Source organism: Corallococcus sp. NCSPR001 (genome assembly GCF_017309135.1).
In the GTDB taxonomy this organism is placed as follows: domain Bacteria; phylum Myxococcota; class Myxococcia; order Myxococcales; family Myxococcaceae; genus Corallococcus.
In genome coordinates this window covers 5,988,182-6,006,136 of sequence record NZ_JAFIMS010000002.1, presented here as the reverse complement: position 1 = coordinate 6,006,136, position 17,955 = coordinate 5,988,182, and the positions used below count along the sequence as shown (strand labels likewise).

Annotated in this window: 15 protein-coding genes; 6 read left to right on the top strand and 9 right to left on the bottom strand. The window is 68.5% G+C overall.

Annotated features, from left to right (window positions below):
- Positions 1-531 precede the first annotated feature (531 nt).
- A complete protein-coding gene (locus JYJ93_RS25950; protein ID WP_206795887.1) occupies positions 532-1,467 on the bottom strand; it encodes a Fic family protein in 936 nt (311 codons plus the stop codon).
- Positions 1,468-1,476: 9 nt separating this feature from the next.
- A complete protein-coding gene (locus JYJ93_RS25945) occupies positions 1,477-2,031 on the bottom strand; it encodes a hypothetical protein (RefSeq protein ID WP_206795885.1) in 555 nt (184 codons plus the stop codon).
- A 2,898-nt stretch (positions 2,032-4,929) separates the two neighbouring features.
- Here JYJ93_RS25945 and JYJ93_RS25940 point away from each other — a divergent pair.
- Complete coding sequence (locus JYJ93_RS25940) at positions 4,930-5,355, top strand: hypothetical protein (RefSeq protein ID WP_206795883.1); 426 nt, start codon at positions 4,930-4,932, stop codon at positions 5,353-5,355.
- Here JYJ93_RS25940 and JYJ93_RS25935 read toward each other — a convergent pair.
- The 3 genes from JYJ93_RS25935 to JYJ93_RS25925 form a co-directional block, all read right to left on the bottom strand.
- Positions 5,333-6,517 carry a site-specific integrase gene (locus JYJ93_RS25935; RefSeq protein ID WP_206795881.1) on the bottom strand — a complete coding sequence of 395 codons (1,185 nt, stop codon included), beginning with the start codon at positions 6,515-6,517 and terminating at the stop codon, positions 5,333-5,335. The genes JYJ93_RS25940 and JYJ93_RS25935 overlap by 23 nt on opposite strands.
- Positions 6,518-6,664: 147 nt before the next feature.
- A complete protein-coding gene (locus tag JYJ93_RS25930) occupies positions 6,665-8,068 on the bottom strand; it encodes a UdgX family uracil-DNA binding protein (RefSeq protein WP_206795879.1) in 1,404 nt (467 codons plus the stop codon).
- Entirely contained in the window at positions 8,068-9,318 is a 1,251-nt protein-coding gene (locus JYJ93_RS25925; protein ID WP_206795870.1) for a putative DNA modification/repair radical SAM protein, read from the bottom strand. Before JYJ93_RS25925 ends, JYJ93_RS25930 begins: the two co-directional genes overlap by 1 nt.
- 126 nt (positions 9,319-9,444) lie before the next feature.
- Here JYJ93_RS25925 and JYJ93_RS25920 point away from each other — a divergent pair, with 126 nt between their 5' ends.
- The 4 genes from JYJ93_RS25920 (at position 9,445) to JYJ93_RS25905 (ending at position 12,268) form a co-directional block, all read left to right on the top strand.
- The gene (locus tag JYJ93_RS25920; protein ID WP_206795867.1) at positions 9,445-10,347 is read left to right on the top strand and encodes an RNA polymerase sigma factor; all 903 of its coding nucleotides are present in this window, start codon (positions 9,445-9,447) and stop codon (positions 10,345-10,347) included.
- A 10-nt stretch (positions 10,348-10,357) separates the two neighbouring features.
- Complete coding sequence (locus JYJ93_RS25915) at positions 10,358-11,152, top strand: alpha/beta hydrolase (protein ID WP_206795865.1); 795 nt, start codon at positions 10,358-10,360, stop codon at positions 11,150-11,152.
- A 59-nt stretch (positions 11,153-11,211) separates the two neighbouring features.
- Positions 11,212-11,694, top strand: coding sequence for a hypothetical protein (locus JYJ93_RS25910; RefSeq protein ID WP_206795863.1), 483 nt, complete (start codon positions 11,212-11,214; stop codon positions 11,692-11,694).
- Positions 11,695-11,764: 70 nt separating this feature from the next.
- Positions 11,765-12,268 carry a hypothetical protein gene (locus tag JYJ93_RS25905; protein ID WP_206795861.1) on the top strand — a complete coding sequence of 168 codons (504 nt, stop codon included), beginning with the start codon at positions 11,765-11,767 and terminating at the stop codon, positions 12,266-12,268.
- A 64-nt stretch (positions 12,269-12,332) separates the two neighbouring features.
- On the opposite strand, the gene JYJ93_RS25900 is transcribed toward JYJ93_RS25905, so the two are convergent.
- Complete coding sequence (locus JYJ93_RS25900) at positions 12,333-13,292, bottom strand: NmrA/HSCARG family protein (protein ID WP_206795859.1); 960 nt, start codon at positions 13,290-13,292, stop codon at positions 12,333-12,335.
- 35 nt (positions 13,293-13,327) lie between these two features.
- Positions 13,328-14,614, bottom strand: coding sequence for an SET domain-containing histone-lysine N-methyltransferase (locus tag JYJ93_RS25895; RefSeq protein ID WP_206795857.1), 1,287 nt, complete (start codon positions 14,612-14,614; stop codon positions 13,328-13,330).
- 165 nt (positions 14,615-14,779) lie between these two features.
- On the opposite strand from JYJ93_RS25895, the gene JYJ93_RS25890 reads away from it, so the two are divergent.
- Complete coding sequence (locus JYJ93_RS25890; protein ID WP_206795849.1) at positions 14,780-15,310, top strand: sigma-70 family RNA polymerase sigma factor; 531 nt, start codon at positions 14,780-14,782, stop codon at positions 15,308-15,310.
- A 52-nt stretch (positions 15,311-15,362) separates the two neighbouring features.
- Here JYJ93_RS25890 and JYJ93_RS25885 read toward each other — a convergent pair whose 3' ends face one another.
- A complete protein-coding gene (locus JYJ93_RS25885; protein ID WP_206795846.1) occupies positions 15,363-17,201 on the bottom strand; it encodes an alpha/beta fold hydrolase in 1,839 nt (612 codons plus the stop codon).
- A 12-nt stretch (positions 17,202-17,213) separates the two neighbouring features.
- Positions 17,214-17,927 (bottom strand): acetoacetyl-CoA reductase, encoded by a 714-nt coding sequence (gene phbB / locus JYJ93_RS25880; RefSeq protein ID WP_269012396.1) that lies wholly within the window; start codon positions 17,925-17,927, stop codon positions 17,214-17,216.
- Positions 17,928-17,955: the final 28 nt, after the last annotated feature.

Here is a 17,955-nt window from a genome sequence, read left to right as displayed (position 1 = left end):
CGTTGCGCACCGGGCGCGATCCACGGCCTCCGAGGTGGCGCGGCGCGATAGGGCCTCACGGCTCCGAGGTGGCACTCGGCGCGGGTGCTGGCAGCGGCCATGCCCTAAGCCAGACGAAGTAATTCTGTTCAGAGGTACGCTGCTGCGGTGGTGAGCAACGTACGCCGCAAGAGGCTCTAGCAGGGTGGGCGGCTGACTGCCGGGAGCGGCGCTTCCTGACAGGATGGCTCCGCTGCGGCGGCTGGGGGTGGCGCTCCATGCCGTAGCTATCCTGTTGAAGGCTGAAGGTCAGAGTGCGACCGGTAGGGGAAATACTGGGTGTAACTGCCCGGACAGTGCACGCGTGGCATCTGAGGTGGCGCGAGGAGGGCGCCCAGGCCCTGGGGGCGCGTGCGCCCCCAGGGCGTCCCTCCCGCCTGACACCTGCGGCGGCAAAGTTCTTCCTCAAGGTGAAGCCGGGCCCGTGGAGCCCCGCGCCCAGGCTCGCCGCTTTAGAACTGGGCCATCGCGCTTACGGTTAGCGGAAAGCGCTCAGAGCCGGTTCCCGTATTCCTGAAGGGCCACTGCGAGCGCAGCGTCGAGCCACCTGTCGAAGGATGCCGCGATCTCTATCGCCTTTGACTTCCATGTGAACACGAACGGCTCCAAGGCGCAGGGGAAGAACTGCTGCGAGACGTACTCCTTGTCGTTGGGTTCCTCGAACGACTCTAGCCTCGCGAAAGCCGTCGCCTCCATCACGCCCGTCAACTCGCGACCAACGTGATGCAGGGATACAACGAAGACTAGGCGCTGCGTCTCCACCTTCGTCGTCGCCTTGATGAAGTAGTGAGCTTCCCCAAAGTTAATGTATTTCCCCGAGGACTCACCCGACTTGATGACCTCGAACTTGTACCAATGAGCGTTTTTCAATTCGGGCCCGCCGGATACCAAATGGATCTCAGGCTCCCCAAGGTCTTTGAGCGGACCTTTGAGTGCATTGAGCGCCCGCTCTGTGCCCTTCCGGGCTTGCTGGCGCAACTCGACCGCGATGCGATCCACCGTTCGAAGGTCAGCGTCCTTTTGCTCACGCCGCTTGCTGAACTTCGCAGCGAGGCTCTCGATGACGGCCGAGGTGAGCGTCTTGTCGCGAGCAATTTCTGTGTCGGCGTCGATGCTCAATGCTTGAAGAATGGCTGCTCGTTCGAGCCGAGCGAAAAGGCGCGCCAGAGGCCCGAGATCTCCGCGATCAGCATCTTCAAGCGAAGCGATGTACTCGGTCCGAAGGTCGCGGTCGATGACGAGCGGCAGTAGCCCTCCACGGAGGAGAACGAGCAGGGTGATGGCTCGTGCAACCCTTCCATTGCCATCCTGGTACGGGTGAACCTGCGTGAACCGATGGTGGACCCATGCCGCGAGAACGACCGGATCGGCGGTGGGGTGGTCGGTCAGCCCCTTGAGGATCCTGTCGACTTCCGACTCGACATGCACCGGAGGGCATTACTCGTGGACACTGCCATCAGTGCGCTTCGGGTTGTTCGGTTGGCTCTTGAACGCCCCCTTGATGAGAGGGATCTCCATTCTGTTCCCGAGCTGGTCAACCGCCGTTGTCGTGCTCTGGTGTCGGGTCAGGATCGAATGGAGTTCGTGGAGGACGCCGCGAGTCAAAGGGCGCTCCTTCGCTATGCAGTCCATCGTCACGTGAACGGCGGCTTCATGGTCGCGCAGAATGTCGATCAACCTTGATGGCTCGACGTTGGTGCTTGAACGACTAACGAAGTCTTCTGCGAAGCCATGGGTAACCAATGCTTCAGTGGTTCCCCGGTCGAGATCGTAGAGGCGCTCCAAGATTCCCGTCTCGATGCTCATACTGCGAACGAGGCGTTCAGTGAAGCGTGCGAGGCTCTCTGGCTTTGATGCTTTAAGTTTCGTCTGCGCTGCTTGCCACGCTGCGTAAAGAGGCTTGATGTCCCCGAGGTCGATAGTCAGCTCGCGCTCGCTCAGGTCTTCAATGGGCTTCCAAGTGTAGTCGGTCATGGCTGCGCGAAGATACATGCTGGTAGCTCCCGTTGTCCTAACCGGCGAGGCTTGGTGCAACGTCCCTCTCCGTGGGAAACCCATAGCTGCACGCTCCTGCGCACCGGCCGGGGAGGTGGTGCTCGGTGAGGCTGCTGGCTGCCCCCGTGCCCTGGCGGGAGCAATGGCCTCCGAGGTGGTGCGGTGTTCGGGTGCTGATCGTCACTGTGCACACCGGCCGCGCTCCACCCGTCCCGAGGGGGGCGGCGCTGGGGGGCTGCTGCGCACGGGCCGGGCTCCATGCGCCTGAGGGGGCGGCGCCGGGGTGCTGTTGCGCACGTCCGTAGTGAGGCTCAGCGCTGGGGTGCTGCGGCGCACGGGCCGTGGTGAGGCTCGGCGCCGGGGCACTGCGGCGCACGGGCTGTGGTGAGGCTCGGCGCGCGAGTGCGACTGCACACCGCTCGCACTTCAAGCACCCCGAGGTGGCACGGTGTGAAAAGGCTTCACGGCTCCGAGGTGGTACTCGGCGCGGGTGCTGGACACGACGCACCGGCTGCCCTCCATAGCCTCCGAGGTGGCACAACGCCTAATGGCTCCCCGGCTCCGAGGTGGTGCTCGGCGCGAAAAGGATTCACGGTTCCGAGGTGGCGTGGTGCGTGGTGCGAGTGCTGACCGCTGCGCACCGGCTACGCTCCATGCGCCCCGGAGGGGGTGCGGCGTGCGGGGGCTGCTCCCTGGCGGACTCCACCCGCCCCGAGGTGAGCACACCGGCCGGGCGCCACGGCCTCCGAGGTGATGCGCGGCGCGAAACAGCTCCGAGGGGGGCGCGGCGCGGATACGGTCGCCGCGCATCGGCCGCGCTCTATACGTCCGAGGTGACGCTCGGCGCGGCCGGTGCTGGCTGCCGCTGCGCCCTGGCGGCCTCCCGGGCCCCGTGGTGAGGCTCGGCGCCGGGATGCTGCGCCCCGTCCGTGGTGAGGCTCGGCGCCGGGGTGCTGCGGCGCACGTCCGTGGTGAGACTCGGCGCTCCTGCGCACCAAGGGGGTGCGGTGCTTTGGCCAGGCGCTACGCGCCTGGAGTCATGCCGCGATGAACAGATTCGCGCTGCGCACTTCCTCAGGCCGCGTGGAATCAGCCGGTGCGCAGCCGTGAACCAGTACCCGAGGACCACGCAACTTTGGGGCGCGTGGAACCGTTTCGCGCCGAGCCCCCTCGGCGCGAGCGGAGCCCGGCCGGTGCGCAGCAGCTAGCACCCGCGCCGAGCACCACCCCACCTCGGGACCGTAGAACCATTGCGCCGAGCATCCCCCCGGGGGCTATGGATTCGGCCGGTGCGCGGCAGCCACCCGCCCCGAGCGCCGCCTCCCTCGGAGTCCTGGGAGCCGTTTCGCGCCGTCCCCTCGGGGATGGGAAGCCGTTTCGCGCCGCGCACCCGTTTGGGCGCATGGCGCCTTTTCGCGCCTCGCGCCACCTCGGGCCCGGGAGGCTACCAGGGCGCAGCGGCAGCCAGCACCGGCCGCGCCCGAGCATCACCTCGGTCCATGGAACCCAATCCGAGTGCAGCCACCAGCACCCAAGCACCGCACCCGCTCGGGGCCGTGGAGCCGTTTCGCGCCGAGCCTCACCTCGGAGGCAGTGGAGTCCACCCGGTGCGCAGCAGCGGCGAGCATGCGCGCCGAGCCTCACCTCGGAGGCGGTGGAGTCCGCCCGGTGCGCAGTAGCGAGCACGCGTGCCGAGCCTCACCATGGGGCGTGGAGTCTTGCCGGTGCGCAGCGGCCAGCATGCGCGCCAAGCCTCACCTCGGAGGCGGTGGAGAACGCCAAGGCGCAGCAGCGGCGAGCACGCGCGCCGAGCCTCACCTCGGGGTACGTGGAGTCCGTCCGGTACGCATCGGCCAGCAGCCGCACCGGGGCCCCCCTCGGAGGCAGTGGAGTCCAGCCGGTGTGCAGCAGCCAGCCCCAAGCAACGCGCCATTTCGGAGCCCGTGGAGCCCCAACACCCCACACCGAACGCCAACGACAGCGCGCCGAGCGCAACCGCGCGTCATGGAACGGGGCACGGCATCTGCCCCGACGGGCAAGCGGGCTAGCAGGCGGCATCATCACGAACGCGGGCGAAAATGGAGGGGAGGGATCGCCCGCGTCAGGCCCAGCGGCGCAAATCCGGCAGGGCACCCGCGCGCCCCGGCGAGTCGTTGGCGAAATCCTCCACCGCGCGCGAAACGCAGCGCGTGGGGACGGCTCACGCGGCGAAATGCCCCCACCCGACACACCAGGGCCGCACGGGGCCAATTCGCGCCCTCGGCCGGCGCGTTTCGTTACGCCAGCGGCGCGGCTGCTCGCGGGTCGGCGCGAAACCCCGGCAACGGCTGGAGGTGCGCCCCTACGCGCCGCGAGGTCCGTCCGACTGAGACGCAGCAGAGTGGGGCCGGGGGAAAGCGCGCCATCCCCGTGGGCGCGTTTCCGAATCCGGAAACGGCGCGAAACGGGCCGCGCGGCGCCATCTAGCCGGAGGACGCGCCCGCCGTAACGCACGCGCGAAATTGCGCCGCTGCATCGCCGCACGGCGCGAAACGTTTCGCGCCGTGCGGCGCAATTACAAATCACCATTTCGCGCCTCCTGCGGCACAATTGCAGATGGCGAAATGATTTGCTCCAAACGGCGAAGCTCCGGCGCGAAACTGTCTCCTTTAGAGTGCGAAAATACATGCTCGATACGGCGAAACTCCCGCCATGTGGGGAGAGCAGTGTTTGAGGTAGGTGTTTGACAATTGTTTGTCTTATGCGAGAAAATTAGTGGACGCAGTGAGGCTGCGGGGTGCCTTCCACTTGGAAGGCGGGCCCTCGGACGGAGAAAACTCCGACGCTCGGCACTCCTCACTACGGACACCGCCAGGACGCCCCACGGGGCATCCAGACGCCATCAGGTCGGCACCCATGAAGGACACAAACGAGGACACCAGCAACACCCAGCATCCCCCCGCCATGGACAGCGGCACCGAATCCACGTTGCTGCGGGAGATCCACCATGAACTCCGTAGGCTGCGGGAGGCCGTGGGTGTGATTCAGGCTCGCATCACCCAAGCGGCCCCTATCCAGGCCGCCCGCGCCGTCACCGTGGACGCGGCAAGGGCCCTTCTCGGCTGTGGGCGCTCCCAGGTCTTCGCACTCCTCAAGGCTGGCGCGCTGAGCCGCGCCCCCAAGGTGGGCAAAACGGCCATGGTGACGATGGAGAGCATTGAAGCACTCCAGGAGCGCTTCGGCCGCGAGCCAACCCCCAAGCTCAAGCGGCAACCCGCCCGGAGCACTTCCACCGGGCGGGAGACACGGGACGCGATTCTCAGAATGCTGCGGCAGCCTTGAGCGGCAGCACTGCCGGATCCTCGGGATGCTCCAGCCGGAGCGGCACCTTGATCATGGGCGGCACCGCAACGTTTTCGTAGAAGCGCTTGGTGGTCGCGGGCGACGTGTGCCCCACCACGGCGGCAATGGCAGCAAGCGGCAGCCCTCCCGATTTGGGCCGCACTTCCTGGCCGCATTCAGAAGCCCAGGTGACAAAGCTGTGCCGTAGTTCCCCAAAGCGCACCAACTCCATGCCCAGGGACTTGCAGGCCCGTCGCACCACGCGCCGGATGTGGCTGTCCACAGGCGCAGCACCGCGCGCCTGGAGCCGTTGCGCTGCCGCGAGCGCTTGACGGTCGATGCTCTGGACGTGAACACGCCCGCTCTTGTGGACGAACCGAAGGGTTGCGGCGATTTCGCCCGGCTCTTTCAACACCGTGATCTTGCCCTCGCCTTGGGCAAGCCGCTCAATCTCCGTGCCGTGCATCCCCGTCTTAGCGTGGAGGCACAGCACGTCGCGCACGCATTGAACGTCCGTCACCCGGCGCGTGGCCTCCTGGTCGAAGTTAGTGAACTCCCAGCCGGTGATAGCGCGGTAGAGCCGTTCAATGGTTTCGATGCTGTAGCCCTTTTCACGCACCGACTTTTCGGGACGGCTGACGGGCACCTTGAGGGAAATGGTGGCGTCCTCCGCCACCGTCAACGTGCCCTCTTCCTCGCGCAGCCACGCGCAGAACGCCTTGAGGGCCGTCACCCGGTTCTTGCGCGCGGTGGGCTGCCGGTTCAACTCGCGTAGGAGGTCCTGGAGGGTGACGGTGTGCAAGTCGCGGCCCGAGAACGCTTCCGCCCACGCAGCCAAGTAAAAGCCAACGCTGCTCACGTAGCGCTTCGTCGTGCCCGCGCGCCGCATGAAGTCCAGGTAGCGACCCACGGTCGGCGCGTCCAGGTAGACGGCGGATTCTTGCTTGAGCTTCTGGGCTTCGCCCTTGGTGCGGTAGCCCTCGGGATCGCGCATGAAGAGGGCCAGCTCGGCTTCGGCTTCCGTCTCGCTGCGGGCGTCGAGGTGGACCGTGTACGTCTTGCCCGCGACCATCTTGCGCAGCACGTACACCGGGCGGCCGTCCTTCGCCGTGAACGTGCGCCCGCCCTGCCATTTGCCTGTCCAGACCTTGCCGCTACCCATGCAGAAAGACTCCAGTTTGGTCCAATTTCGGTCCCAACTGACCGGATTTGGTCCCTGGAGTCAAACCGCGCCCCCTCGACTGGAGGGGGCGCGGCTCAAGGCGGTGGGTTGCTTCTTGTGGAGGCGGAGGGAATCGAACCCGCGCCTTCACCCGGGCGCGCGCAGCGTGTCGGCCGCCCGGCGCAGGTCTTCCTCGAAGTGGATGCGCGCCTGGGCCCGCGCCCGCTCGTCTGGCATTCGCAGGAGCGCCGAGGGATGGAAGGTCGCCATCCACGCCTTCGCCCACGGCGTTTCGAAGACCTGTCCCCGGCTCAGGTTGATGCGGAAGCCCAGCCCCAGGAAGGACTGCGCCGCCGTGGCCCCGAGGCAGAGGATCATCTTCGGCTTCACCTGCGCCACCTCCGCGTCCAGCCACGCCTTGCACGCGAGCACCTCGCTTCGTCCGGGCTTCGCGTGCAGGCGCTGCTTCTCCTCACCCGCCTCCCACCCGAAGTGCTTCACCGCGTTGGTGACGTAGAGCTGCTCGCGGTCCAGGCCCACCTGCGCGAGCACCTGGTCGAGCAGCTGGCCCGCCGGACCGATAAAGGGCTTGCCCACCCGGTCCTCCATGTCTCCCGGTTGCTCGCCCACGAGCATCAGCCGTGCTCCCACCGGCCCCTCTCCGAACACCGTGCGCGTGGCCCGTTCATGCAGCGGACAGGCCCGGCAGCCTTGTGCGGCCTGCGCGAGCGAGGCGAGGTCCCGGTGCTCGGGGAGGAAGCGGCTTGACTCGGAGAGCTCCAACTTCGGGCTCACCATGCGCGAGGTGCGCGCGGGCGCCTGGCGCACCAGCTCCGGAATGAGCCGGGTCTCCGGCAGCGTGGCCCAGTGCTTCTTGGGCATCTCCGCTCGCATGGCCCGTACGTTGAGCCGCGCCGGGTTGAAGGTCGACGCGTAGTACGTCCCCCACATCTCCTCCAGCGCATCTCCCTCGGGGGCTTGCGAGCGCGGCACTCCCGGCCCATACGTGAGCTGCTCCAGGTCCCAGGACACGCTCGCGTCCGGCGTGAGGATGCTCCAGCGCATGGAGGGGAAGCGCCTCGCGAAGAAGGGCGCCACGTGGCGCACGATGAGGTGCTCGGGCCGGTGCCACGCGATGAAGAACTCCTCGCCGTCACGCTCCACCCGCCGGAAGCGCACGAAGGCCTTCATCTTGTGCGCGTCTCGCTTGACGGCCTTGGCCAGCGTGAGCACGCGGTACACGTCCGCGTCGCTCTCCACCTCCAACAGCTTGCGCTCCCCGTGCGTCAGCCGCCACAGCACCCGGTAGAGCAGCCCCCAGCGCTCGGGCGCGCGGTGGTACGCCACTTCTTCCGCCAGCTCCAGGAACGCCGGAGGCACCGACAGCGCCGCCATGGGATCACTCGCGGGCACCACGTCCGGCGCGAGCAGCGAACCCTGTCCGCGCCCCTCCTCGGTGAAGAGCACCTGATCCGGGGACACGCCCCGGGCGAGCAGGCCTCGCGCGGCGGTCCGGAACGAGTCCAGCTCCGGCCCCACCTCCACCCGCATCAGAGCTCTCCGGTGAGCGCTTCTCGCGCGGAGGTGAACAGCGAGAGCTGGGTGGCGGGCGGCGTCACCCGCTCGGTGAGCCGGGCGGAGTCGATGATCCCCGTGGGCCGGTGGTCCGCCGTCACGATGAAGGGCTTCATGCGCGCCAGCGGCACGCGCAGCCGCCCCAGGTCCGCGAGCGTGACGCGGTGCCAGCGGCGGATGCGCAGGAGCCGGTCCACCGTGCGCACGCCCATTCCCGGCACTCTCAGCAGGGACTCGCGCGGGGCTCGGTTCACGTCCACGGGGAACAGCTCCCTCCGGCGCAACGCCCACGCGAGCTTCGGGTCCAGCTCCAGCGACAGGTCCGGCTGTTCGGGCGGCGCGAGCTCGTCCACGCGAAAGCCGTAGAAGCGCAGGAGCCAGTCCGCCTGATACAGCCGGTGCTCGCGCACGAGCGGCGGAGACTTCGCGGGGAGGCGGGCGTCGACGAGCGGGATGGGGCTGTAGCCCGAGTAGTACACGCGCTTGAGCTTGAAGCGCGTGTAGAGGCGGTTCGCGGTGTCGAGGATGGCCGCGTCCGGCGTGGACGTGGCGCCGACGATCATCTGCGTGCTCTGGCCCGCGGGGGCGAACTTCGGCGCCTTGGGGCTCTCCTGGCGCTCGGCTTTGGATTGCTCCACGCGGGCGGAGATCTCCTTCATCGTCCCACCGGTGACCGCGAAGCTCTTCTCCGGCGCGAGCTTCTTCAGGTCGCCGTCCGTGGGCAGCTCGATGTTGGCGCTCAGCCGGTCCGCGTACAGGCCCGCCTGGTCGATGAGCTCCCGGGACGCGCCCGGCACCGCCTTGAGGTGAATGTAGCCCTGGAAGCCGTGCTCCTCGCGCAGCGTGCGCGCCACCTCGATGAGCTGCTCCATCGTGTAGTCCGGGCTCTTGATGACGCCGGAGCTCAGGAACAGGCCCTCGATGTAGTTGCGCTTGTAGAAGTCGAGCGTGAGCCGCACCACCTCCGCGGGCGTGAAGCGCGCCCGGGCGGTGTCACTGGAGATGCGGTTGATGCAGTACTGGCAGTCGTAGATGCAGAAGTTGGTGAGCAGGATCTTGAGCAGCGACACACACCGTCCGTCCGGCGTGTAGCTGTGACAGATGCCCATGCCCTCGACGCTGCCGAGCCCCTCCTTGTCCGCCTTCCGCTTTCCGCCGCTGCTCGAGCACGAGGCGTCGTACTTCGCGGCATCCGCGAGGATCTCCAGCTTCTTGCGCACGTCCATGGAGACAACCCTAGCAATCACCCCTGACGCGCACGCCTTGAGGGGTAGGGGCAGGCAGGGAGGCGAGGGCTCTTTTTCTCTGCTGGCCCGACGTATCCTTTTTTCCCCGTCGCGTGTCTCTCCGGCATGAGCACCCCGTACCGTTTCCTGGAGACCTACGAACCCCTCCGCCCGGACCTCTACCGGTACTGCCGGCATCTGACGCGCAGCCCCTGGGATGCCGAGGACATGGCCCAGGAGACGATGGCCCGGGCACTCGCGAGCCTCGCCGTCATGGAGGAGCCGCCGCGCAGCCCGCGGGCGTGGCTCTTCCGGGTCGCGAGCAACCTGTGGCTCAACCGGATGCGGCAGGCGCGAGAGATACCGGCCTCCGATGGCGTCGAGGTCCCGGAGCCGGCGACGCACGCAGAGCCTCGCGCGACGCGTGAGGCCGCGGGGACGCTGCTCTCACAGCTCTCGCCGCAGGAGCGGGCCGCGGTCGTGCTCAAGGATGCCTTCGGGATGTCACTCGAGGAGACCGCCGAGGCGCTCTCCACCACGGCCGGCGCCATCAAGGCCGCCCTGCACCGGGGGCGGGCGAAGCTGCTGACGCCCGAAACGGATGCGCCCGCGCCGGTGGCTCCCGCCGTCCTCAACGCCTTCTGCGACGCCTTCAACGCGCGGGACCTCGATCGTCTCACGGCGCTCCTGCTCGATACGGCGACCCTGGAGTACCCGGGGTTCAAGGTCGAGTCCGGAGCCCAGGCGGTCCGGGAGGGCTCGCTCCAGGGCACGCTCTTCGGCTGCCCCGAGGGCGGATATGTGCTCGTGGAGCCACCGCGTTGCGAGCTCCGCACGCATCGCGGCGAGTCGCTCTTCCTCTGGTGGTCGGGAGCCGAGGTGCATTCCGTCGTGCGTGTCGAACTGGACGGCGACCGCATCTCACGGCTGCGGAACTACTACCACTCGCCCGAGGTCCTGACCGAAGTCTGTCGCGAGCTCGACGTGCCCTTCCGCACGCACGGCTACCGTCCCGCGGCCTCATCCTGAAGGAGCTGCCATGAGCATCCACACCGTTACTTCCGCCGATGGGACGTCCATCGCATTTGAAACCACCGGCAAGGGCCCGCCGCTCATCCTGGTGGGCGGAGCGTTCTGCGACCGCACCGCGGCGTCCTCGGGAACTCCGCTGGCGGCCCTGCTGGCCCATCGCTTCACCGTGTTCTCCTATGACCGGCGCGGCCGTGGGGACAGCGGGGACACACCACCCCATGCTCCCGAGCGGGAAGGGGAGGACCTCGCGGCCCTCATCGCCGCCGCTGGCGGATCCGCCGCCGTGTTCGGCATCTCGTCGGGGGGCCTGCTGGCCCTCGACGCCGCGGTGCGGGGACTGCCGATTCCCAAGCTGGTCGCCTATGAGCCTCCCGTCATCCTCGATGTGGAGCGGGCCCAGGCCTTCGAAGTCCTCGCGACGCAACTGGATGAGGCCGCCCGGGGGCACCGGCGCGCGGAGGCCGTCGAGCTGTTCCTCACGAGGGTGGTGCAGATGCCCGCGCCAGCCGTCGCGCAGCTGCGCAAGGCGCCGATGTGGGCGGGGCTCGAGCAGCTCGCTCACACGCTGAGCTACGACCTGCTCATCACCGCCCGTGGCCCCTCGCGCCTGGAGCAGGTGCCGGCCGTCCGCGCGGCGACGCTCGTCATGGACGGAGGCGCGAGCCCGGGTTGGATGCGCGAAGCGAACCAGACCCTGGCGCGGGCCATCCCCGGCGCACGCCACCGGACGCTGGAGGGACAGACGCATGCCGTGGACCCCAAGGCGCTCGCCCGGGCGCTTGAAGAGTTCCTGAGCGAATGACCCGGGCCCCGCCACGTGGAGGGGGACTTCGTCAGAGGCTGGAGTTATGAGAAGCGCCCATGAGCAACGAGAGCACGCCGGCCGAACCCGAGGTCATGGAGCCCACGTTCTGGAGGAAGAACGGCTGGTCGGCCCGGGTCATCAAGAACGAGGACGACGACGGCTGGGCCGTGGAGATCCGCAAGCAGGGGATCCCCGAGCCTGTCCTCATCAGTCCGTGGGTGATGGGCCGTGACAAGAAGAACCCCAAGCCCTTCGATGCGCCGGCGTTCGCGACCTTCGTGAAGACGGCGTCGGAGGTGCTGGATCGCTCCGCGCGTCAGCGCGACCAGGCCATGACCAAGAAGCTCTCCATCGCCTGGGAGGGGCTTTGGTACGAGGTCCGGCTCGAGCTCGTGCCGGATGAGTACGATCCCCACGCGCTGCTCTCCGCCATCGACGACGCGGGCGCGACCGTCGCGAAGCATCGCGTGCCGCCGAACTTCAAGTTCACCCGGGACACCGCCAACGCCTGGGTGCGCGGCGGCTTCCGCGAGCCCTGAGCTTCACGCGCGGCACGGCTTCACCGTCTTCTCCGTGGGAGGCCTCTCCCACATCCAAGGAGACAAGACCGTGAGCGGTGACGACAAACAGAAGCAGTATCCGTTCTTCTGGGGCATCTACTACGGCCTCGCGAGCAAGCCCCCGCAGCTGTTCGTCGGTGGGCTTCGCACGCTCGGGCAGCTGGGCCTGCAGGGGCCCCAGCAGCAGCAGGTCATCCAGTACCACAACCTGCTCACGGCCCGGGCGCTGAAGGCCGGGTTCCGGTACGCCACGGGGCTGAAGGTCGATCCGACGATCGTCACGACGATCTGGAACGCGCTGCCTCCCGAGGCTCAGCAGAACACCCTCGATTGGACGAAGCAGCAGGTGGGGCAGTTGGTGGGCGGCTCGGCCTTCAGCTGGGTCCTCGGCAAGGGGCTCGTGAAGTACCTGCCCAAGCAGATCGTCACCCCCGCGCTGTTCTTCCTCAGCTGCCAGGGCGCGATGGGGCTCTTCTGGAAGGATGGCTGGGACAAGGGGCCTCCGCCGCCTCCTCCCGGGGTGGGTGGGGGCGGCCGGGAGATCTCGGTCTGAAAGTCCTCGCGGGCTGAAGGGCGCCCTGCCTCCCTCGAAACCGGGAGGCAGGGCCTGGCACCCATCACGCCGCGCGCACGAAGCGGGCCTTGTTGCGTTCAACCCACCGGGCCAGCGTCTGCACCTGGGGATTCAGCTCGTGCGTGAGCCCGGGGTCCCTGGCGCCGCAGTACTCCGAAGAGAAGTCCCGCATGAACTGGAACATGTTCGCGAGCTCCGGCGCGCCGGGGAAATTGAACGTCCGGTAGACCTCCGGCTCGATGGTGTGGAAGACCACCTCCTGTCCCAGCACCTGCTTCAGCGTCTGGGCAATCTCCGGGCCCGTCACGTGCTCGCTGGCCAGCCCCACCGTCCGTCCCGCCCAGGCCTCCGGCCCACGCTGGAAGAGGCCGTAGACGCATCCGCCCACGTCCTCCGTGGCGATGCCAGGCAGCTTCCGGTCCTCCGTGGGCAGCACGAAGTCGAACGTGCCGTCCGCGTTGCGCTTCCCGCCCAGTCCGAACGACAGCAGGTTCTCCCACGAGAACGAGCCGCGCACGAACGTCACCGGCAGGTCCAGGCCGCTGAAGTACGCGTCGCTCGCGCCCTTCACGTCGAACTGCGGCACGCGATAGTGCTTCTTGAGCATGGGCATCCGGTTGTCTTCCGGAGGGATGAAGCGCCGGGTGTCCTCCTGGGTGGACCAGACGACGTGCGCCACGCCCGCCTCCTTCGCGGCGTGCGCCATCGTCCGCGCCTGCGCCAGCTCGCGCTCCGGGTCGGGCTTCTCCCAGTAGCTGGTGACGCAGAAGGCGCCGTGCGCTCCGGCGAACGCGGCCTTCAGGCTCTTCGCGTCGCTCACGTCCGCCGCGACGACCTCCGCGCCCAGCCTCGCCAGCCGGCGCGCCAGCTCCGAGTTTGGCTTGCGCGTGAGCGCGCGCACCGTGAAGCCGCCCTGCGGGTCCGCGAGGATGGCGCGCGCGAGGCTGCCTCCCTCTTCGCCCGTTGCTCCCACCACCGCGATGATCTTCTTGTCCATGGTCATGTCCTGTCGTCCTGAAGTCTGGGAATGAAGCCGGCTCATCCGCCCACGTCGGGGGAGGGCGGGGTGGGGCGCAGCGCGGGGAGGAAGGCGCGCGCCAGGCCCGCCCAGACCTGGAGCAGCCGCTTCTCACCGCGCCGCAAGAGCAGGCAGTTGCGCGCGTTGCGCGACAGGTCCGCCGCCTGGAGCAGCCGCTCGTCCTCCTCCAGCGTCGTCTCGAAGCCCGCGAGCCGCGCCTCGCAGACGTCATGGAGGGCGTGGAAGACGCGCTCCTCGGTCTCCGCGCTCAGCGGTGGCACCTCGCCCAGGCCCTGCTCCTCGCGGGCCTCCTCGGTGAGCCGGGCCAGCTCCCGCGCGTTCGCGCACGCCACGCGCAGGAAGGAGAACATCGCCACCGTGGCGGAGTGCCCGTAGTGCAGCGGCACCTCGAAGCGGCGCCGCGACGACGGAGTCGCCAGCGCGAGCAGCTCCCGCTTGGCCTCCGCCTCCACCGCGTCCTCGGCCACGCCCAGGTAGAGCACCAGCGTGTCGTCCGGGTTGTCCTCCGGCACGAAGCCGTAGCTCAGCAGGAACCGGCAGCTGGGCTTGACGCCATAGCTGATGTGCAGCTCCTCGCCCGCGGCCACCGGCTCCTGCGCCACCAGCACGAAGGCCTCACCGTCCTCCGCGTGGCTCCACACCAGGCGCGGCGAGGCCCGGTGGTTGAGCATGTCCGCCACCGGCACGAAGCACCGCGCGAGCTTGCCCGCCAGCGTGAGGCCGAAGGTGCGGCTGATCAACACGTGCTGCGCCCAGAGGTACGCGTCGGGCGTGAAGCGCTCGAAGCCCGGCACCCGCTGCGCCAGCGTGGCGTAGCGCCCGAGCAGCATCTCCTTCCACCGCGCCACCTCGCGCAGCGCGGAGGAGCCCTGGAGCAGTGACAGCTCCTGCGCGTCGAAGAACAGCGGCAGGTGCGGGAAGGACCGGGGCAGCACGTCCAGGTACGGCTTCCAGGCCGAGTCCTCACGCTCCCGCTCCTGGAGCAGGAACGCCGCCAGGTAGCACTCCTCGTTCGTGTCGGGCGCGTGCGCGTCGATGCGCCGGCCGATGTCCGACGCCTTCGCGACGTCCAGCGTCACCAGGCACGCGCGGGGCACCCGCAGCACCTCTTCTCCCGCCGCGATGGGCACCTTGGCGAAGACGCCACGCTCCTCTCCCTCCAGATGACCCACCCACAACTTCGGGAAGCTCGCGCCCGCCTGCCTGCTCCACTGGAGCGCGAGGTGCTCCTTCAGGGGGTTCTCTTCCTCGAGGGTGTCCGGCTCCGCTTCCTGTCGCGCGCTCATTGGCTCCGCCATGCGTTCGTGGGGTGAACGCCGGGAAGACGCGGATCACTACGGCTTGTGATTTCCCGTGGATTTCTCGGGTGCCGTTTTCGCGGATGGGTCAAGGGTTATTCACAGACATCTCGCTGCACCGTTTCCAGATGCACTTTTGGAGCCCTGGAAACCGTGAAAGAAAACACCGATCCCTCTTTCTGGCGTGTGTGGGAGCAGCACAAGGAGCCGTTGTTTCAGCAGGCGCTGCGGCTGATGGGAGGGAATGTGGTGGACGCGGAGGACGCGGTGGACACCGCGATGCTCCGGGCCCATCAGAACTACGTGTCGCCCGGGAAGATCCTCAACCCGAGGGCCTGGCTGGGACGCATCCTCCACAACGTCTGCATGGACATCCACCGCGAGCGCCAGCGCTGGGGCGACGCCGAGGAGTGGATGGAGGACCTGGAGGCCTCGGAGCCCCAGTCCCAGGAGCTGCCCGACGCGGGCCTGCTCCAGAGCGAGAGCGCCGCGGCGGTCCATGAATGCATCCAGGCGCTCCCCGCCAATCTGAGGGTGCCCCTGGTGATGCGCTACCTCCAGGACATGTCCTATGCCGACATCGCGGAACAGCTCCGGTTGACCAGCTGCAACGTGAGAAAGCGCATCCAGCTCGCGTACGGCATCCTGCGGACCACCCTTTCGCAAGAGCCGTGCCCCCGCTGAGCGCAGGTCCGTGCTCCGTCCGGGCAGGCCGGCGGAGCACGGTTCGCGCCGCTCATTCCGGGAGGATGCGCGAGCGCACGTAGCGCCCCGGTGCCGCTTCAATGATTCGCGGCCCCCGCTCGCCGGGGACCCGGGCCAGGACGCGTCCTCCCGAGCGCTTGGACTGCCAGGACTCCCAGTCAAGCCACCAGGACCCGGGGTGCTCCACCGCGTCCTGAAGCCACGCGTCCGCGTCCGCGTGCGACGCAATCTCATCCGCGTCCTCGAAGGACGCCGATGCGTCCGATATCGACGCAATCACATCCACCGTTCCGCGCGACGCAATCCCATCCGCGTCCCCGGGTGACGCAACTGCGTTTGGATGTGACGCAATCCCATCCGCGTTTGGGTGGGACGCAGACGCGTTTCCAGATGACGCGGTTGCGTTCCCGGACGACGCATCCTGCCGGGGCTTCGAGACCCAATGGCGATACCGGTTCGCGGACGGCGGGTTGATGACGCCAGCGACATGGCCGGAGCCCGCGAGCACGAACCGCACGGGCCCCCCGAAGTGCCTCGCTCCCCGGTACACCGAGCGGAAGGGCGCGATGTGGTCTTCCCGGCAGGCCTGCACGTAGAGGGGCGTCTTCACCTGTCCCAGGTCCAGGGGGACGCCCGCGAGCGACAGCGCGCCCGGTTGGGCCAGGCGGTTGTGCAGGTACATCTCCCGCAGGTACGTCGCGTGCGCGCGCGCGGGCATGCGCGTGGGGTCGGTGCTCCACGCGAGGAAGTCGCTGGGGGCCGGCTCCCGGCCGAGCAGGTAGTTGTTCACCACGAAGGGCCAGACCAGGTCCTTCGCCCGGAGCAGGTTGAAGGCGTTCATCATGTCCAGCCCCTCCAGGTAGCCGCGCTCGCGCATGTGGGCCTCCAGCCGCTCCAGTTGCGGCGCGTCGATGAAGGCCCCCAGGTCCCCCGGTTCGCTGAAGTCCACCTGCGTGGTGAGCAGCGTCGCGCTGGCGATGAGGCCGTCATTCCGGGCGGCGAGCCACGCGAGCCCCGACGCCAGCAGCGTCCCTCCGATGCAGTAGCCCAGCGTGGAGACCCGTTCCTCGCCGGTGGCGCGGCAGACGGCCTCCAGCGCGGCGATGAGGCCGTGCACGAGGTAGTCCTCCCAGTCCACGTCCGCGTGCGTTTCGTCGGGGTTCACCCAGGAGATGAGGAACACCGTGTACCCGCGCTCCACCGCCCAGCGGACGAACGAGTTCTCCGGGCGCAGGTCCAGGATGTAGAACTTGTTGATCCACGGCGGCACCACCAGCAGCGGCTGGCGGTGCACGGTGGGCGTGGTGGGCCGGTACTGGATGAGCTGGAACAGGCGCTCCTCATGGACCACGTCGCCCGGCGTGGTGGCCAGGTTCTCCCCCAGCCGGAACGTCCGCCGGTCCGTCATGCGCGTCGCCAGCCGGCCCTGGCCCCGCGCCAGATCCTCGCACAGCGCCTCCATCCCCTTGAGCAGGCTCAGCCCACGGGACTCGCGCGCGGCGCGGAGGACCTCCGGGTTGAGCGCGGGGAAGTTGGAGGGTGACAGCGCGTCGGTGAGCTGACGCGCGTAGAAGCGGGCCTGGTGCGCCGTGTGCCGGTCCAGGCCCGGCGTCCGCGCCACCGTGTCTTCCAGCCAGCCCGCGCCGGTGAGGTACGCGCGGCGCAGGCCGTCGAAGAAGGGCTGCTCCCTCCACGCCGGATCCCGGAAGCGGCGGTCGGGCGTGGAAGGGGCAGGCTCCGGTGGGACGCCCCCTCGCAGGGAGCGTTCCCACAGGTCGACTCCCGCCGCGAGCATCCGCTGGGGGTCCATCGCCAGCCGCAGGAGGACTTCAAGGAAGGCGCGCCGCATGGGCTCCAGGGATGCGTCCATTCGCGGCCTCCTTCAGTACATGTGCTGCCCACCATTGATGGTGAGCGTGGAGCCGGTGATGAAGCCGGCCTTGTCGGAGGCGAGGAACGTCACGGCGCGGGCGATCTCGTCGGAGCGCCCCAGGCGGCCCACGGGGATGCGCGAGCGGATGCGCACCAGCTCGTCCGCGGGCACGCTGCGCACCATGTCCGTGTCGATGTAGCCCGGCGCGATGAGGTTGGCGGTGACGCCGCGGGCAGCGCCCTCGCGCGCCAGCGCCAGGGTGAAGCCGTGCATGCCCGCCTTGGCCGCCGCGTAGGCCGTCTGGCCCAGCTGCCCCGTCTGCCCGTTGATGGACCCGATGTTGATGATGCGGCCGAAGCCGCGCTCGCGCATGGGGCCCACCACCCCGTTGCACAGGTTGAAGCAGGAGGTGAGGTTCGTCTGGATGACCTCGTTCCACTGCTCGGACGTCATCTTGTGCAGCATGGCGTCCCGGGTGATGCCGGCGTTGTTCACCAGCACCTCGATGGGGCCCAGCGTGTCGACGATCTTCTTCACGCCCGCGACACACTGGGCGGTGTTGGCGGCGTCGAAGCGGAACGTCGGGATGCCGGTGCGCCCCGTGAAGTTCTGCGCCGCCTGCTCATTCGCATAGTAGGTGACCGCCACGCGGTACCCCTGCTGCCGCAGGGCGTCGGCGCTCGCCGCGCCAATGCCGCGCGTTCCTCCTGTGACCACTGCCACGCGTCCACTCATGTCTGTCTCCGGGGGT

Coding starts and splice junctions, on each gene's coding strand:
- JYJ93_RS25945 (WP_206795885.1), bottom strand. CDS start 2,031: ATGTATCTTCGCGCAGCCATGACCGACTACACTTGGAAGCCCATTGAA.
- JYJ93_RS25940 (WP_206795883.1), top strand. CDS start 4,930: ATGAAGGACACAAACGAGGACACCAGCAACACCCAGCATCCCCCCGCC.
- JYJ93_RS25935 (WP_206795881.1), bottom strand. CDS start 6,517: ATGGGTAGCGGCAAGGTCTGGACAGGCAAATGGCAGGGCGGGCGCACG.
- JYJ93_RS25930 (WP_206795879.1), bottom strand. CDS start 8,068: ATGCGGGTGGAGGTGGGGCCGGAGCTGGACTCGTTCCGGACCGCCGCG.
- JYJ93_RS25925 (WP_206795870.1), bottom strand. CDS start 9,318: ATGGACGTGCGCAAGAAGCTGGAGATCCTCGCGGATGCCGCGAAGTAC.
- JYJ93_RS25920 (WP_206795867.1), top strand. CDS start 9,445: ATGAGCACCCCGTACCGTTTCCTGGAGACCTACGAACCCCTCCGCCCG.
- JYJ93_RS25915 (WP_206795865.1), top strand. CDS start 10,358: ATGAGCATCCACACCGTTACTTCCGCCGATGGGACGTCCATCGCATTT.
- JYJ93_RS25910 (WP_206795863.1), top strand. CDS start 11,212: ATGAGCAACGAGAGCACGCCGGCCGAACCCGAGGTCATGGAGCCCACG.
- JYJ93_RS25900 (WP_206795859.1), bottom strand. CDS start 13,292: ATGACCATGGACAAGAAGATCATCGCGGTGGTGGGAGCAACGGGCGAA.
- JYJ93_RS25895 (WP_206795857.1), bottom strand. CDS start 14,614: ATGAGCGCGCGACAGGAAGCGGAGCCGGACACCCTCGAGGAAGAGAAC.
- JYJ93_RS25885 (WP_206795846.1), bottom strand. CDS start 17,201: ATGGACGCATCCCTGGAGCCCATGCGGCGCGCCTTCCTTGAAGTCCTC.